This is a genomic window from uncultured Aquimarina sp. (assembly GCF_947496855.1).
Lineage (GTDB): Bacteria > Bacteroidota > Bacteroidia > Flavobacteriales > Flavobacteriaceae > Aquimarina.
The window spans coordinates 346881-364623 of sequence record NZ_CANMED010000001.1 but is presented as its reverse complement, the minus strand read 5'-3'; the positions used below and the strand labels follow the sequence as shown (position 1 = coordinate 364623).

The window sequence follows — 17743 nt, the reverse complement described above, 5'->3', positions numbered from 1 at the left end:
TATGTAAAGGGAGGCATAACAAAAATCAACCTTCATTATGATATGTTCATCATATATTTTCAGAATACAAACAATCTGTTTATTTTTAACAATAAAACAATATACCTACTTTACAATCAAATCATACTTCTTTAATAAACCAATCAACCCTTCTTTAGAGAATTTAGCTTTCTTTAGCTTATTTTGAGTAGGATCTATATCAAAATTGACCGCCGTACTAAAGTCCACTTTTTCCGCATTTGTTTGCTCAAAAACTGCCATGGATAAATCACAGTCTTTAAATACGGAACCTGTAATAGTAGCTTCTGTAAAATCAGCTCCTTTCAGTTTACACTTAATAAATGAAGTGTTTTTTAGTTCAAAACTATAAAAAGATGTATAATCTAATATGCAATCATTAAACGCTACTGAAAACATAAATTCATTACAACTACTAAAATTTGCTCCTAAAAGTTTACAATTTTCAAAAATACATTCATCTCTAAAAGAAGTCTGCTTAATCATAGCCTTGGTAAAATTACAATCCGTAAATGTACACTCCAAAAATAGTACAACAGATAAATTTGCCTCAGTAAAATTACAATTCACAAACTGGCAATTATCATATTCGCTACCTGGCGCTTTTTGACTTGAAAAATCTTGATTAGTAAATGTTTTATTTAGTATAACTTGTTTTGTCATTCTTACCTGATATTAATTCAAAAATTAAATATTTCTTTGCAATGAAAGTAACTACTATACACGAAACATGAGTTCTTCTATTGACTTAAATGATAAAAGTTTTGAACCAATCCATATTCTTAAGACCATATTAAGATAAAATTCAAAAGGGATTAACTTATAAGAATGTACTTTTGCTTAATATAATTACAAAACAGTACATATTTTCTAGTGGATAAAAAGAAGAAGAAGAAATACAAATGGATAAAACGGATATCTAAAATAGTTATAGGCATACTTCTAACTTTTATTCTTTTAATTTTATTTATTAGAAGTCAATGGGGTCAAGACATTATTGTAGATAAATTAGTTTCGTACCTATCTAATAAAACTGAAACGGTTATCGAAATCGATAGGGCATTTCTTACATTTTCTGGTAATATATATCTAGAAGGAATATATATTGAAGATCGACAACAAGATACTTTACTTTACTCTAAGAAACTAGAAGCTTCCATAGCACTCATACCTCTAATTAGAGGAAAAAGCTATTATCTTAAATATTTAGATTGGATAGGTGTAAAAGCAAATATTATCAAAACACAGGAAACAGGTTCTTACAACTTTGATTTTATAGTTAATGCTTTTACATCGGACACTGATTCCTTGGAACAATCAATAGATTCAACTCAAACTATTCCTATTAAAATTGGAAATATCTTTTTGAATGATTTTGACGTAACTTATTTAGACGAAATTTCAGGAATTGATAGTAGTGCAAAATTAGGTACTTTAGAATTAGAAGTAGAAAAATTTGATCTGGAATCCATGTTTTTTGAAATCGATGAATTAAAACTCACAAATTCAGTTATCGATTATGCACAAACTAAAAAAATTGTATCTGATACTACCACCAATGATAATCCTCTACCAATTATAAAAATAAACGATCTTAAAATTCAAGATATAGAAACCAACTATAAGTCCATACCCGAAAAAAATACATTGATTACAGATGTGGGTGATGTATTGATTGAATCAGGCACTTTTGATTTAGAGAAGCAAAATTTTCAAATCGATATTTTGGCATTCAATAATTCAAAAATTTCATATGTAGACTTAAACAATACTCCAAAGGATACCATAAACAATACTTCTTTTACTTTTCAATGGCCTGAATTAAAGGTATCTGCAAACAAGATATCCTTAGAAAATAATGATATACAATATCGAACCACGCCTACTATTATAAGTACTTCAGAATTTAATCCTAATCATATTGGGTTGACATCATTAACACTGAAAGCTAATGATTTAGAATTAATTCAAGGAAAAGCTAATGTAAATCTAAACAAGTTATCTTTTCAGGACAGAAGCGGATTTAAGCTGTATAAGCTATCTTCTAACATCCGTGTAAACAATACGTCAGAACTTGCTCTTAGTGATTTTGCAATTAAAACTAATGAAAGTAATATACAAGGTGGTATTCATATATACTATAATTCGCTTACTGAATTGATCAACAATCCAGAAAAAGCAGGCATAAAAATAGACTTAAATACCATAAATATTGGTATTCAGGATTCTTACTACTTCCAACCAGATATCGCAAACAATCCTTATATTGATTCTTTGGCGCAGAAAAACATTACAGGTTCTCTACAACTCAAAGGACAAATTTCAGATCTTCATACAGAAGAAACGAGTTTGAATTGGGGAGCATATACTAAAATAAAGCTTAAAGGAGGTGTAAAAAATCTTCTTACCGAAAAAGAGCTTGTTATAGATAGTCTAAGTTTTAATGCAGGAACTACACGTAATGATATTAAGAATTTTATAAACGAATCGGAATTGGGAATAGCTATCCCAAAAGAAGCGTCCATAAATGGTCAACTAAATGGTTCTTTTAATGATATTAACGGGAATACTACCTTAAATTCTTCAATCGGTTCAATAACGATACGTGGTAATTATAGAAACAAAAAGACCATCACATTTGATGGAAATTTCGAAACATCTAAATTTCAACTTCAAAAACTACTAAATAACGAACAATTAGGATCCATTTCTGTAGCAGCAAAAATTTCTGGATCTGGAACTTCATTAAATACTTTGAATGCGAAGTTCAGCTCTGATTTTGATCAATTGACCTATAATCAATACGATTTTTCTAACCTAGTATTAAATGGCCAAATTACCAACGGAGAAGGAAATGTCAATGCTAAATTTAAAGATGATAATCTAAACTTCCTGATGGATACTAAAGTAGTTTTAGACTCCGTTTCTCCAAAAATTAATGGATTAATAAATGTAAAAGGTGCAGATCTTAATCGTTTAGGAATAACTCAAGAATTGATAAAAACCCAGTTTAAACTATTTGTAGATTTTGAAGGAAATCCAAATAATTTTGCACTTACTTCTAATATCACTGATGCTTTAGTAGTAAAAGAAAATGAACCCTATCCTGTAAGTGACATCAACATCACCGCCTCTAGTAATGATTTACAAACAAAGGGATCTATAGATAGTAGATTTTTAGACGCTAACTTATCTGCTAATGCAAATATTACTAAAATATCTTCTTCTATACAAAATCAGTTAAAAAACTATATTTCTGCATCTTTCATAAAAGATACGATAACAAAACCAGTTGCTATTAAAATGGATATAACGCTAAGAGAAAAACCTATACTTAGTGAAATTTTTCTGCCTGGAATAAAGAAAATGGATTCTATTACTGCTACTATTAATTTTATAGAAGAAAAAGAAAAACTTATTGCCAACATCAAAGCTCCTTCTGTACAGTATAATAGTAGCAGTATAGATAGTCTTAATCTTACCATTAATGGGGATAAAAAGAACTTAAATTTTTCTCTGGGATGGAAAAACATTTTATCTGATCCTTTCCATATAAATAAAACTTCTATAGATGCTGTACTAAAAGATCAAACCTTATTACTTGATTTCAGTACCAATAATGAAACCGATGAGATTGCTCGTCTACAGTCTGAGTTACGTCTTAAAAATGACACTCTTTATTATCACGTAAATCCAACATCTGTAATTTTCGATAAAAATCCATGGTCTATTTCGGAAAATAACCAAATAACTATAGCAGAGAACTATCTTTACTTTAGAGATTTTCAATTATCACAAAATCAACAAAAATTAGAGATTAACTCTAATGATCAGTCTATTGCTGAAGAACATGTAAACATTACATTTGATAAGTTTAATTTATCAACCTTCACTACTGTTCTCAGTAATGATGAGATTCTTGCCAATGGAATTGTAAATGGTGAACTAACTATTGAAAAACCATTTGATGAAACAGGATTGGTGGCAGATATAAGAATAGACAATTTAGAAGTAACCGAAATACCATTAGGTGATCTCTCCTTAAATGCAACTTCTAAAAGTTTCCAAAGCTATGAGATAGCGCTAAACTTACAGGGAGAGAATGCTGATTTAAGTCTTGACGGAGATTATAAAGCCTCTGATAATGCAGCAAACATAAATTTGGACTTCAATCTCGAAAAACTAAACGTAAAAGTCATAGAAAGATTCTTGGATGATCAAATTTCTGATACCAAAGGTAAAATTACAGGAAGCGTAAAGATTACTGGCACAACAAAGGATCCTGTTTATGATGGAATATTTCATTTTGAAAATACCAGTTTAATTGTAAATACATTAAACACTAGATTCACCTTACCAGAAGAAAATATTAAAATTGATAATTCAGGATTGTTCCTAAACAATTTTAAAATTGCAGATGGAAATCAAAACACATTTTCTCTAGATGGAAAAATAGGAACCAAGAATATCAACAACCCTAATTTTGATCTTACCCTAAAAACTAAAAACTTTCAGATTTTAAATGCAACTAGAGATGATAATGATCTTTTTTATGGTAAAGTTAAAGTTACAGCTGATCTTGATGTAAAAGGCGATCTTAATGTCCCTAAGGTTAGAGGAAATCTAGCAATAGATGAAGGTTCTGACTTTACATTAATCATTCCTGAATCTGAACTAGACATTAAAGAAAGAGAGGGTGTTGTATTGTTCGTAAATCGCGAAAATCCAGATGCCATTATTACTCGTGTAGAAGAAGATCAATTCTCTACTGCCTTATTAAGAGGATATGATATTAATACTAAGTTAAAAATTGATAAAGGATCTGTTTTTAAAATAATCATTGATGAACGTAGCAAGGACAACTTCCAGATTTCAGGTAAAGGTGAATTTAAGTTCGGAATGGAGCCTAACGGAAGAACGACATTATCGGGTCGTTATGATATCAGTGACGGTCATTATGAAGTAAGTTTGTATAATATTGTAAAAAGAAGATTTACAATTGCTCCCGGTGGTTCTATAACCTGGCTTGGTGATCCATTGGATGCAAAATTAGATGTAACTGCAATTTATAATGTAGAAACATCTGCAGCATCTCTAATGGCTACAAAAACTTCTGGGGAATCCGCAGGAGTAGTTAATCGATATAGACAAGAGCTACCATTTTTGGTATATCTTAATGTAGATGGTGAATTATTAGAGCCTGAAATTTCTTTTCAATTGGATATGCCAGAGGATGAACAAGGGTCTCTAGGAGGAGAAGTTTATGGTCAAGTACAACAATTAAATAATCAAGAAGAAGAGTTGAACAAGCAAGTGTTTTCTTTATTAGTTCTTAATAGATTCTTCCCTCAGTCTGGTAGTGACGGCAGTAATGGTGGTGCTGTTTCTATTGCCAGAGACAATGTAAATAAAGTATTATCAGGGCAACTCAATAACTTTTCAGATAAATTGATCGGGGATACAGGAATAGAGTTAGGATTTGGGCTTAATAGTTTTACAGATTATCAAGGAGATTCTGCTCAAAATAGAACTCAATTAGAAATTAGTGCACAAAAACGATTATTTAACGACAGATTGATTGTGCAAGTAGGAAGCGATGTAGATATCGAAGGTAGTAGCCAGAACTCTGGAGAAACTACACCCGTAATTGGTAATGTAAGCTTAGAATACCTACTATCTAAAAATGGTAGATATCGTCTTAAAGGTTTTAGAAAAAATGAATTCGAAAGCGTAATCGATGGACAATTGGTTGTCACTGGAATAGCATTAATATTTAATAGAGAGTTTAATAAATTTAAAGAGTTGTTTTCTAAATCAGTTTCAAAAGAACTTGAGAAAGAAAAGACAAATGACAAAAAGAAGAATTAACATTGAATAAGAATCTAATATTTCTAATCAGTATAGCTGCTCTATTGTTTTCTTGTGGAGTAAAGAAGTTTATTCCTACTAACGAAACTTTGTACACGGGTGCTTCATTAACATTACAATCAGAAGAAAATATTGATAACCTTAAGGCAATCGAGGACGAACTAGAATTGGTACTTAGACCAAGACCAAACACTAAAATTTTAGGAATCAAAATAGGATTGTATTCATATTATAAAAACCAAAAGGAAAATCCTGGATTTATTAATAGGTTTTTATTTAAAAACTTTGGAGAAGAACCTGTCTATCTTTCTGATGTAGATCAAGCACGAGTAAGCGAGCTAATAAACAATAGACTAGAAAATCGAGGCTTTTTCAGAAGTATTTTAGATTCTGAGGTTCTTAAGGATAGCACCAAAGCCAGAATAGTATATAAAGCAGCTATTAAAAAACCATATAAATTACAAACATATCAAGTAGACTCCATAAAATATCCGATTGGCGAGGATATTAAAGAAACGTTAGCGAATAGTCCCATAAAAAAAGATGGTCGTTTTGATCTTGCATTGTTTGAGTTAGAAAGAGAACGAATTGATAAATCATTAAAGGCTAAAGGGTATTACAATTTTAATGCTGATTTCTTAATCTTCGAAGCTGACACTAATCAATATAAAAACAAACGGTACGATTTGTTTTTAAGATTAAAAAAAGAAGTACCCGAAAAATCCTTAGTACCATATAAGGTTAATAAAATTAATGTTTTTCCTAACTACTCCATAACTACAGATAGTATAACAAAAGATACTGACACTGTATCTTATTCTGGTATTAACTTCATTCAGAACGAAGAATATTTTAAACCTAAAAGATTAGAATCCTATATTCTTTTTAGAAAAGGGCAACTATATAATCCTACAATATCCAAAAGAACCAGTAATCGTTTATCTTCTATTGGAACTTATAAATTTGTAAATATAGAATATGATGTTCTCGACACAGGTAAGAATGGAACTGGAAAAGGTGATCTAACGGCTAATATCTATTTATCACCTTTAAATAAACGAGCTCTTAGAGCGGAACTACAAGCTGTGTCAAAATCTAATAATTTTACAGGGCCCAATCTTCTATTAACATATGCAAATAGAAACCTTTTTAGTGGTGGAGAGACATTGAATATAACTGCCTCAATAGGTTATGAAACTCAACTATCTGGTTCAGAAAACCAAGGTCTTAGCAGTGCACAAATAGGTTTAAAATCGGATCTTATATTTCCTAGGTTATTATTTCCAATAAAAATTATGGATCGGTTTAAATATGCAGTCCCTAAAACAATTGTAAGTGCTGGATTTGAATATCTTAATAGAAGTAAATTGTATAGTCTGAACTCAGTAAACACCAGCTTTGGATATAGCTGGAATGCCAATCGTTTTGTAAATCACGAATTGAATCCGATCAGTATCAACTATGTAAATCTTTCTAATACAACACAAGAGTTTAAGGATATTCTAGATGAAAATCCTTTCTTAAAAAGTAGTTTTGATCAGCAATTTATAGCAGGGCTTACCTACTCTTTCATATACAATGAACTTAATGATAGCGCTATTAGAAATCCTTTTTATTTTAATGCCAACTTTGATATCGCAGGAAATACGGTTAGTCTTTTTGGAAAAGAAGACGAAAACATAGATTCTAAAACGTTTTTAGGGTTAGAATATGCTCAATATGTAAAAGCAGACATAGATTTTAGATACCACTTTAGTTTAGGTAATGGTCAAAAATTGATTGGTCGTTTATTTGGTGGATGGGGATTGGCATATGGTAACTCTACTACCCTACCATTTTCTAAACAATACTTTTCCGGAGGACCTTTTAGTGTAAGAGCATTTAGAATACGATCACTTGGTCCTGGAACGTATACACCAATTGATGGAGATTCAGGATCTTTTTTTGATAGAGCTGGAGACATCCGATTAGAGGCAAATTTAGAATATAGATTTCCTATTATTCCATATCTCAAAGGTGCTGTTTTTGCAGATGCGGGAAATGTTTGGCTTAGGGAAGAGAATGATGCACTATCTGGAGGTAAATTTTCATCTAATTTCCTAAATGAATTGGGTATTGGTGCAGGCTTTGGACTCCGTGTTGATATTCAAAATTTTGTGATCAGATTTGATTTAGCTGCCCCATTAAATGACCCTTCAGAAGAAGAACAAAATTTTAATTTTGATGTAGCTAACCCTATTTTGAATTTTGCCATTGGATACCCTTTCTAATTTAAATCATTCCTTAATCCTCCATGGCGGATACTTTCTATTGTCTCCTGCAAAATACAAAATGATTTGATTTCCATCAGGATCCTTAAGTCTTGCTTCTCTCCATAACCAACTTTGATCTTTAGGTAATTGATCAAATTGCACTTCTTCCGTAATTAATCGTTTTACCTCCTGATCTAATTGTTTGGTTTCAAAATACACATAAATTCCATCTCCATCTGGTAATTTTTTGACCTGATGGATAGAAAAGGTAGCATCGCCTTCTTTACATTCAAAACGAGCATAATGGGGTAACGCTTTTACAATCAATCGTAAGCCTAGTTTCTCGTAAAAAGAAATAGATTGCTCTACATTAATCGACGGAACTGTAACTTGATTTAGGTTCATTATCGGTTTATTACATTGTTATCCTGTTGCAGAACGGGATCCATTATTAATTACAGTTGAAAATTTAGTTTACAGAATAGTAATTACAGCTGTATCTTATTTTATGGATTCCAGTCTACATTGGAATGACAAACAATCTATAGCTTTCTTCGTTTCCTTTCTTTAGACAATAAATCTAATTCTCTGGTAGTTTGTCCAGCTACAGAGGTGTTTTCTTCTGCTCTACGTATCAAATAAGGCATTACATCCCTCACTGGTCCAAAAGGTAAATATTTAGCTACATTATAACCTTCTGCCGCAAGATTAAAACTTATATGATCACTCATCCCATATAGTTGTCCTAACCAAACTCTAGGATCACTCTTAACTACTTGTTGCTTTCTCATTAATTCAATAGCTTTATAACAGCTCTCTTCATTATGAGTTCCTATGAACACACAAATATCATCAAGGTTCTGTAATATATACTCTAGAGTAGTATTAAAATTAAGATCTGTAGCCGCTTTACTTTCACAGATTGGTGTTGGATATCCTTTTTCTGCAGCGCGATCATTTTCTTTTTCCATATACGCACCACGCACGATCTTCATTCCGATCTTAAAACCTGACTCCTTAGCTTCTTGCTGTAATTTCTTAAGATATTCAAACCTATCGTGTCTATACAATTGTAACGTATTATAAACAATTACTTTCTCTTTATTATATTTCGCCATCATTTTTGCTACCAACTCATCAGCAGCATCCTGCATCCAGCTTTCTTCTCCATCGATTAACAACGGAACATCACATTCATATGCTTTTTTACATACCTGATCAAAACGCTCCTCTATCCTATTCCATTCTTTTTCTTCCTCTACTGATAATTCAGCACCTTCTGTTTTCTTCTGCCAAACTAAAAACCGTCCTAAACCTGTAGGTTTAAATACTCCAAACGGAATTGCTTCTTTTTGATCTACAAAGTCTAGAATTTCCATTGTTTTATCCAGTACGTGATCAAACTGTGCTTCTTCTTCTTTGCCTTCTACAGAATAATCTAATACTGAAGAAACTCTACCTTTAGCAAACATCTTTTCTACTACTGGTAAGCAATCTTCTTCATCCACACCACCACAAAAATGATCAAAAACTGTGGCTCTAATCAATCCTTGTACTGGTAAATGAGCTTTTAACGCAAAATTTGTAACCGCAGTACCAATCCTAACAAGGGGTTCATTAGCAATCATTTTAAAAAGAAAATATGCTCTTTCGAGTTCAGAATCACTTTTTAAGACAAAAGCAGTTTCTGTATTATCAAACAAAGTATGTTCCTTCATTTAGTGCAAAATTTAAAGATTCGTAACAATTATAGTAAATTCATTAAAATAATGATGGTATTATCACCTACCACTCATTTGTTTTAAGATATCTACAAATATAGAACTTGGAAGTTTATTTTATTACAAATTCTGCTTAATTTCACCGCCTGTTAAAACACCATTTATGAAGCCCATTGTTTCTAAAGATTCTATCGTATATTTTAATGATGAATGTTATACCGCACTTAATGCTTATTTAGAAAAAGCGAATCATTCTAAAATTTTTATTCTCGTTGATAGTAATACCTATCAGAATTGTTATGCTCATTTTATGAGTAATATCGAAGCTGAATACGAAATTGAAGTTCTAGAAATTGAACCGGGAGAGATCAATAAAAACATTGATACCTGTACCACTATCTGGAGTGTGCTAGCAGAATATGGAGCAGATAGAAAAAGTTTATTGATCAACCTTGGTGGTGGAGTCGTAACTGATCTTGGTGGTTTTATTGCCTGTACGTATAAACGTGGTATTCGTTATATCAATGTTCCTACTTCACTATTGGCGATGGTAGATGCTTCTGTTGGTGGAAAAACCGGTGTAGATCTCGGTAACTTAAAAAACATGGTAGGTGTAATAAGTGAATCCGAAATGGTGTTGGTGGATACCGAATTTTTAGGAACCTTACCTGTCAATCAGATGTGTAGTGGTTTTGCAGAAATGTTGAAACACGGATTAATTCAAGATCGAGCTTATTGGGAAAAAATGAGTGATCTTTCTAAGCTTACCACAGATGATCTGGATCAATTGATCTATGATTCTGTTGTAATTAAAAATAAGATCGTATTTGAAGATCCAACAGAGCAAAACATAAGAAAATATCTAAACTTTGGTCATACGCTAGGTCATGCCATTGAGTCCTTTTACCTAACACATCCAGAGAAACCAGAATTACTGCATGGAGAAGCGATTGCAATCGGAATGATTCTGGAAGGATTTATTTCTGCTGCACAATTATCTTTGAAAGAAGAAGAACTTATCATTATAAGCCAGGTAATTCTAGCTACGTTCCCAAAAGTGGATATTGATCCTAAAGATTATCCAGCTATAATGGAACTGTTGGTTCACGATAAAAAGAATGAAAAAGGAAATATCTATTTTGTATTACTTAACACGATTGGTGAAGCAAAATACAACTGTATAGTTTCTGATGATTTAATTATAGATGCTTTTGAGTATTATGCTTCGCTTTAGTTTCGGTTTGATTTAATATCTTTAAACCAAATTAAAGCAAATCATCTTGAAAAAAAGACTCTTTAAACTATTAAAAATATTCTTTACCAGTCTATTGGTAATTATGATCTTTCTGGTCGCTATTTTATATTTCTCTTTGCACAAGAAAATGCCTGAAGGAAATCCTGGAGCAGAAGCTGATAATTTTGCCTTGCAAATTCAAAAAGCTGTACAACACGATAAATACTTAAACACTGATTACATACAATGGACATTTCGTAACAAAAATCATTATCTCTGGAATAAAAAATCCGGAAAAGTTGAAGTAACCTGGGAAGATTATAAATCAAAACTAGATCTTAAAAATCATCAAAACAGCACTATTACTAAAGATAATCAACCTATTGAATCCGCAGAAAAAGATAAACTATTAGAAAAAGCATTATCCTACTTCAATAATGATTCATTTTGGGTAGTAGCACCTCATAAACTATTTGATGAGGGAGTCACCAGAAAACTAGTAACTCTAGAAAACGGTTCGAAAGGTTTACTTATAACCTATGGTTCTGGCGGAACAACACCTGGCGATTCTTATTTATGGAAAGTAGATCAAAACTACCTACCAAAAAGCTATCAAATGTGGGTTTCTTTATTACCAATTGGTGGGATCGAAGCAACTTGGGAAGATTGGACAACTACAGAAAGTGGTGCTTATTTATCGCAACAACATAAATTATTAGGTTTCGGAATTCCGGTAAGTAATCTTAAGGCTTGGAACAATAAGTAATCCTTGTTATTATCTCCAATACGTTCTATTAATTGACTACTAACTTAAATATTTTGGATTGTTTATCTTGAGTCATTACAGAAACAAAATAAACACCCTGGATTAATCGTGATGTCTCAATTTCCGCAATTTCTTTATTGCTATAATTCGTTATACTGATTAATTGTCCGTGCAATGAGTATAATCTAATACTTGTATCTTCACTAAGTCCTGAAACAAATGTATTTTGCGAATTGACTGGGTTAGGAAACATTTTAATATCTCTTTTATTATCAAGATCCTCTATACTCAACAACCCTTCACAATCTCCTACTATAAAACTATGTCGAGTAGCAGATGTATTATTTTCTCCTCCCGAAACTAAACTATAGGTATAATAAAAATGTACCGTCTCTCCTTCAGAAGCGTTTATCTGAAATGGTGTATTTGGAGTAACTCCAAAACCTGCAAAAGTATCATCAGGATTCGTTCCATAAAAAAGAAGACATGTAGCATCCCCGTTACCGGCAACCGATGGTACAAAAGTAATTGATGGATCTTCTGTATCAGACGAGGCAACGTAGCTGTAATCTCCTGTAGCAGCATCTCCTTTACATCCTATTGGGTTTACCATAGCTTCAGTAACAGTAAAAGCAATAGATCTAGAAATATTTCCGTCTTGTGCTGTAATAATAAAATCTCCAATAGTCGTGGCAGTAAATAATCCATTAACACTAATTGTTCCACCTCCCGTTGTAGACCAGTTTACATTGGCAGTAAGAATTTCACTATATTGATCATAGCCTTGCGCGGTAAACTGTTGGACACTTCCATTTTCTATTTCTGTTACATAAGGAGCAACACTAATAAATGAAAGCTTTGGCGTTGGTTCCACATATTGATCATATCCCCCAATAATTACGCGTACACTCGTTGGGAATGTACATTGTATTGTGGATGAATGATCTCCTACATCATCATAGGCAAAAGCATATGTTTGAGAATCATAGCTAATTTCCTCATTATGAAAAAAGCTCACATATTCATTATAAGGTTGGTTAATGAAGTATCGAGAAGCATCGTGAGTATATTGCACAATTGCTCCTACCTCATCTGTATAAATCGCATGACGACTAATTGCTGCAGCTATCTGAGCCTGTATCATTAAATCTTCGTCATATTTCTCTTGATTCGCACCAGACTGTATCGGAGTATATGCTAAAAAACCAGAACCTTCAATCGCATCAAAAGATTTCGGTTTACCATAAATGGTAGCAACCGACCCATCTGCAGGATCCACAAAATCAAACCGATCGCCCGTTACTCTACCTACCCAAATACCGCGATCTCCAATATCAATAGTCAGATCATTATTGGTATATGTACTCCATATTTCTTCGATATATCCATCTAATATATCTTCTGGAAACCCTTCTACTTTAGACGGTTGTTCTATTATTGGGCCTCCATCGATAGAATGTGTCTTTACAATCTTAGCGATCAGGTAATCATTAGATACATTTTCATCCCATTTAGATAATATTTCGTTGTGAGATAGCTTCTCTCCTATCTTTCCATACTTAGAGGTTCCATTTCCGCTCACAGCGCTAAGATAAGACTCCGTATATGTCGGTTCGTTAAGTCCTCCAGTAAAACCACTTACTTCTAACGATATTGGATATTGATATGCGTCAACACGACTACTATTGGTCCATAAACCTGAATCTCCCCAGGTAAGTTCCACGATTTCCCATCGAATACCATCATTAGGGTCAGAAGAAGAATTTAGATTAGCTCCGGCATATCCTCCAGTTTCGTGAAAATGTAAATACATTGGAGATTCAAACGAAATAAAAATTCTACTTCCATACAATCCTTGCGGTATCTGAATGATATTATTGGTAATATCACTTAATTTCGTAAATATATCGGGATATTTCCAAGTAGCAGGTGTGCTCCAGCTAGGACCATCTAATATATTATCTTCTGCCGTCATGGGAACTAACGAATAATCATTTAGATTCATCCAAACATCAACATTATCTCCGTATTTACCAACTAATCCAATATAGATTTCAGAATCATCATATTCAGAATTGTTTATAAATGTATACGGTAATATATCTTGGGCTGTTCCCTTAGTAGTAAAAAAAGTTACAAAAACGAGTGTGCAAAAAGTAAGTAGTCTCATTAAAATGGTGCGTGGTGATCTGGGTGTTGGTTATTAATATAAGCTATTAAACATTTTTACTACCTAACGTTATTTTTAGAATTAAATTTTAACATGTATAAAATTTTCTAGAAACTAATATTTATGATTCTGATTATAGATTTAGCAATCTATATTAAAAAAAGAATCCAACATAAAACTTAAATAACAAGACCAATAATATCACAGAGATAATATTCAGGATCAATCCAGCTTTTACGATTTCGGATACTTTTACAAAACCACTGGTAAAAACAATCGCATTAGGTGGTGTTGCCATGGATAGCATAAATGCACAACTTGCTGCCATCGTTACGAGAACTAACAATGGTAATATTGAATATGAATTGATTGATTTTGAAATAAGTTAGGTAGATTAAATTACTCCACCGATCGATATATGTCTATCTTAACAATACAAATTATGTTGCATTAGGGATTGCAATAAGTAATTTAAGAGATTAGAACGAATAGGTCATTCGCATTCATAATTATAGAAATCAACTATCAAACTAAAATCATTTTTTGTAAATTCTTCACTCTCAATTTTAGTAATGAGTTTTTCGCAATCTTTGAAATATTCCAATGCTACATTTTTGAAATTTACACTAAAAAAATCACTCAAAACTAAAGGAGTAACTTCCTCCTCTCCTTCTCGTTGTACATAATAATCATTTAGGTTTTTTTTGTATTCATAAAAAGGTAGCCCATTCCTATTATCTATAGGCAAAAAAATTCCTTTAAATTTTCTATAAATGGTTAATTTACCTTCTTCAACCAATTCAAGATATTTATATGTTGGTTTATCTTTAATCTTCTTATACGCTCTAAAATATACTCCGCCTTTCTTGTAAATCTTAATCTTATCGACATCTTTTAAATCCACCATATATGGCTTTTCATTTTTATTCTTCCTAAATTTCATTTTACCATCGGAAACAACTTTACCTAATCCTTTTAGCCGTCTTCCATCTTTAAAAATTAACACAGCTCCATTTTTTTGACCATATACATCAATTTGGTTTACTACAAAGAAAATAATGACAATTACAAGTAGTTTTTTTATCATATCGATTTTTAAAACAGTAATGAAACATAAAACTTAAACAACAAGACCAATAATATCACAGAGATAATATTCAGGATCAATCCAGCTTTTACCATTTCGGATACTTTTACAAAACCACTGGCAAAAACAATTGCATTAGGTGGTGTTGCCATGGGTAACATAAATGCACAACTCGCTGCCATCGTTACTGGTATCAACAAATGTAACATTGGTATATCCAGTCCTAACGCTATTCCCGCAACTACGGGAACAAAAATTGCAACTAAAGCCACATTACTCATCAATTCTGTCATAAAGAGCATAAAAACGATTAGTAATAGTGTTACCACTAATAAACTCAGGCCTTTGTTGGCTGCAATCATATTGGCTACTAATTCGATCAAACCTGCGTGAGACAAACCACTTGCCAACGCTAATCCACCACCAAAGAGAATTAAGATTCCCCAAGGTAGTTTCTGAGTATCCTTCCAAATTAAGGTAAACTCTCCTTTACTAAGTCTAAACGGAATTACAAATAGTGCAAATGCGCCCATCATACTAATCCCAGTATCAGACAACTTAAGATCTGGAAAAAAGCCATTAATTGTTGTTCTGGAAATCCATAAGAAAATCACTACACAAAAAATGCTAAGAACTCTACGCTCTGTGCGCTTGATCTTTCCTAGCTTTTTTAATTCTTGATCAATAAGGTCTTTGGATGCAGCAAAACTCCCAATGCGATTCGGGTATATCCATTTTACAATTACAAAATAGATGATTCCGATCATCAATACAGAAAAAGGCAATGCCAGTAACATCCAATTTAAAAAAGAGATCTCTATCTGATATTCATTTTCTAAAAACCCAACTAAGACTGAGTTTGGCGGCGTACCAATAATCGTAGCTACACCTCCTACATTGGCAGAAAAAGCGATACCCAGCATAATACTCAATGCAAAATTGCGATCGTTCTTCGTAAAACCATCGGCATCGTCAACTAATAATTGTATCACAGACAATGCGATAGGTAACATCACCACGGTACAAGCGGTATTACTAATCCACATACTCATAAAAGCCGTGGCAATCATAAATCCCAAAATTACCCGATCCGGACTCGTTCCTGTGATTTTAATAATGGATAAAGCGATTCTTTTATGAAGGTTTACTTTTTCTAACGCTAACGCCATCACAAATCCTCCAAAAAAAAGAAATACGATGGGACTACCATAACTTTGGGAAACTGTTTTTAGGTCTAAAACACCCACTAATGGGAACAAGATCAATGGAATCAATGCCGTTACAGATATAGAAACCGCTTCTGTAATCCACCAAACAATCATCCACACGGCTACTGAAATTACTTTGTCGGCAATTTCTGAAACCAACACTATAGGAAGATTAATCAATACCAAAAACAGTATAGGTCCTGCAATTAGTCCAATCTTTTTAATCAGTGGATATCGTGTCATTTACTTTTTGCTACTTCCTGTGAACTGTTGGGATTTATTATTGAACAGAACATTAAATGTAGTTAAACTCCCGTACATACGCGTAATATATTGTTGTAGATCTACCTTATCCTGATCCTCTATCACTTTAGAACTATTAATTTTTTGTTCCATCACACGGATACGATCTCTTACCATTACTATTTTATGAAAGAAGGTATCTATCGGAATTTCTTTAGACGCAAGATTTGTATCACCAGGTTCTAATATAATCTTACCGCCTTTCCATTTGTCAGCAATAGGAACAATTTCTGAGATATCGCTATATTTTTTTAGTAGTTTTTTAAAAATAGATTCTACTTCTAGGAAACTTACCGTATCCACCTCATCCTCTACCCCATCAATCACCTCAAACTCCTCGTCTACATCAATAGTTTCTAATCCGTTTTCTATAAAAGTTACCCAATACATTTTTGCTGTTACATTGGTTACTACACCTAATCCATAACTAGGGTGTTTAATTCTGGAGCCTATTCCTAAAATCATTTGTATCTGTTTTTAAAGCTAAAATATAAAAGTATCGCGATTTTATTCTCTCTTTGCGGAGAAATTACAGCTATTATTTCACCCTTCATACAATCATCGAGGACTGAGGTTCTCGAAGTCCGGTTCAACTTGAATCACGCTTCGAGTGCCTCAGGGTTCGATGGTATCATTCTCGGAGGTTGAGGCTTCCGAAACCGAAGTTCCTTTATCTCTATATGCCATGGATAGTTCCGGTAAGGTATCTACTTCCTCTCTCATCAATGATTCTTTCTTAGCTCTGCTCCATCCCTGCACTTGTTTTTCACGACAAAAGGCGGTATCGATACGATTATACTTTTCGTAGTACAATAGCTTAACAGGGAGTCTCTTCTTAGTATGATTAGCTCCTTCTACGTTTTGATGTTGCTTCAATCTTCTTTCTAAATTTTTTGTACTTCCTGTATAATAACTACCGTCACTACATTCTAATATGTACATATAACCCCTAATTGTATACTATTTATGTGTTTGCAGTATTATGTGTCTTATATAATGTATTTGTTACCATTTTTACTCACTCGAGGGCCGAGCGAAATCAAAGTTCGATTCAATATTTGAGAAGTCGAAGCCAATTCATTATGATTTGTTAAATTATAACAGCTATTTAACAAT

At 32.6% G+C, this 17743-nt stretch carries 13 protein-coding genes; 4 read left to right on the top strand and 9 right to left on the bottom strand.

All coding sequences use genetic code 11. From position 1 onward, the window contains the following. Nucleotides 1-105: 105 nt before the first annotated feature. Complete coding sequence (locus tag Q0921_RS01625; RefSeq protein ID WP_299252289.1) at nt 106-681, bottom strand: pentapeptide repeat-containing protein; 576 nt, start codon at nt 679-681, stop codon at nt 106-108. 210 nt (nt 682-891) lie between these two features. On the opposite strand from Q0921_RS01625, the gene Q0921_RS01620 reads away from it, so the two are divergent. Beyond that, the gene (locus Q0921_RS01620) at nt 892-5886 is read left to right on the top strand and encodes a translocation/assembly module TamB (RefSeq protein ID WP_299252286.1); all 4995 of its coding nucleotides are present in this window, start codon (nt 892-894) and stop codon (nt 5884-5886) included. Nucleotides 5887-5888: 2 nt separating this feature from the next. Then, nucleotides 5889-8156 carry a BamA/TamA family outer membrane protein gene (locus tag Q0921_RS01615; RefSeq protein WP_299252283.1) on the top strand — a complete coding sequence of 756 codons (2268 nt, stop codon included), beginning with the start codon at nt 5889-5891 and terminating at the stop codon, nt 8154-8156. 6 nt (nt 8157-8162) lie between these two features. On the opposite strand, the gene Q0921_RS01610 is transcribed toward Q0921_RS01615, so the two are convergent. Continuing rightward, on the bottom strand, nt 8163-8543 hold the full coding sequence (locus Q0921_RS01610) for a VOC family protein (RefSeq protein WP_299252280.1): 381 nt from the start codon (nt 8541-8543) through the stop codon (nt 8163-8165). A 137-nt stretch (nt 8544-8680) separates the two neighbouring features. Beyond that, nucleotides 8681-9856 (bottom strand): proline dehydrogenase family protein, encoded by a 1176-nt coding sequence (locus tag Q0921_RS01605; RefSeq protein ID WP_299252277.1) that lies wholly within the window; start codon nt 9854-9856, stop codon nt 8681-8683. A 166-nt stretch (nt 9857-10022) separates the two neighbouring features. Between Q0921_RS01605 and aroB the strand changes: the two genes are divergently transcribed. Together aroB and Q0921_RS01595 are read left to right on the top strand one after the other, a co-directional pair. Further along, entirely contained in the window at nt 10023-11093 is a 1071-nt protein-coding gene (gene aroB / locus Q0921_RS01600; protein WP_299252274.1) for a 3-dehydroquinate synthase, read from the top strand. A 46-nt stretch (nt 11094-11139) separates the two neighbouring features. Continuing rightward, nucleotides 11140-11859 (top strand): hypothetical protein, encoded by a 720-nt coding sequence (locus Q0921_RS01595; RefSeq protein ID WP_299252271.1) that lies wholly within the window; start codon nt 11140-11142, stop codon nt 11857-11859. 28 nt (nt 11860-11887) lie between these two features. On the opposite strand, the gene Q0921_RS01590 is transcribed toward Q0921_RS01595, so the two are convergent. The 6 genes from Q0921_RS01590 to Q0921_RS01565 all read right to left on the bottom strand — a co-directional run bounded on the left by Q0921_RS01590 (nt 11888) and on the right by Q0921_RS01565 (nt 17569). Next, nucleotides 11888-14029: a beta-1,3-glucanase family protein gene (locus Q0921_RS01590; RefSeq protein ID WP_299252268.1), complete on the bottom strand. Its 2142-nt coding sequence runs from the start codon at nt 14027-14029 to the stop codon at nt 11888-11890. 154 nt (nt 14030-14183) lie between these two features. After that, nucleotides 14184-14375, bottom strand: coding sequence for an anion permease (locus tag Q0921_RS01585; protein WP_367183311.1), 192 nt, complete (start codon nt 14373-14375; stop codon nt 14184-14186). A 147-nt stretch (nt 14376-14522) separates the two neighbouring features. Continuing rightward, nucleotides 14523-15116: a hypothetical protein gene (locus Q0921_RS01580; protein ID WP_299252265.1), complete on the bottom strand. Its 594-nt coding sequence runs from the start codon at nt 15114-15116 to the stop codon at nt 14523-14525. An 8-nt stretch (nt 15117-15124) separates the two neighbouring features. Next, nucleotides 15125-16567, bottom strand: a complete 1443-nt coding sequence (locus Q0921_RS01575; protein WP_299252262.1) for a DASS family sodium-coupled anion symporter — start codon at nt 16565-16567, stop codon at nt 15125-15127. Continuing rightward, nucleotides 16568-17092, bottom strand: a complete 525-nt coding sequence (locus Q0921_RS01570) for a hypothetical protein (RefSeq protein ID WP_299252259.1) — start codon at nt 17090-17092, stop codon at nt 16568-16570. 150 nt (nt 17093-17242) lie between these two features. Then, nucleotides 17243-17569 (bottom strand): GIY-YIG nuclease family protein, encoded by a 327-nt coding sequence (locus tag Q0921_RS01565; RefSeq protein WP_299252256.1) that lies wholly within the window; start codon nt 17567-17569, stop codon nt 17243-17245. Nucleotides 17570-17743: the final 174 nt, after the last annotated feature.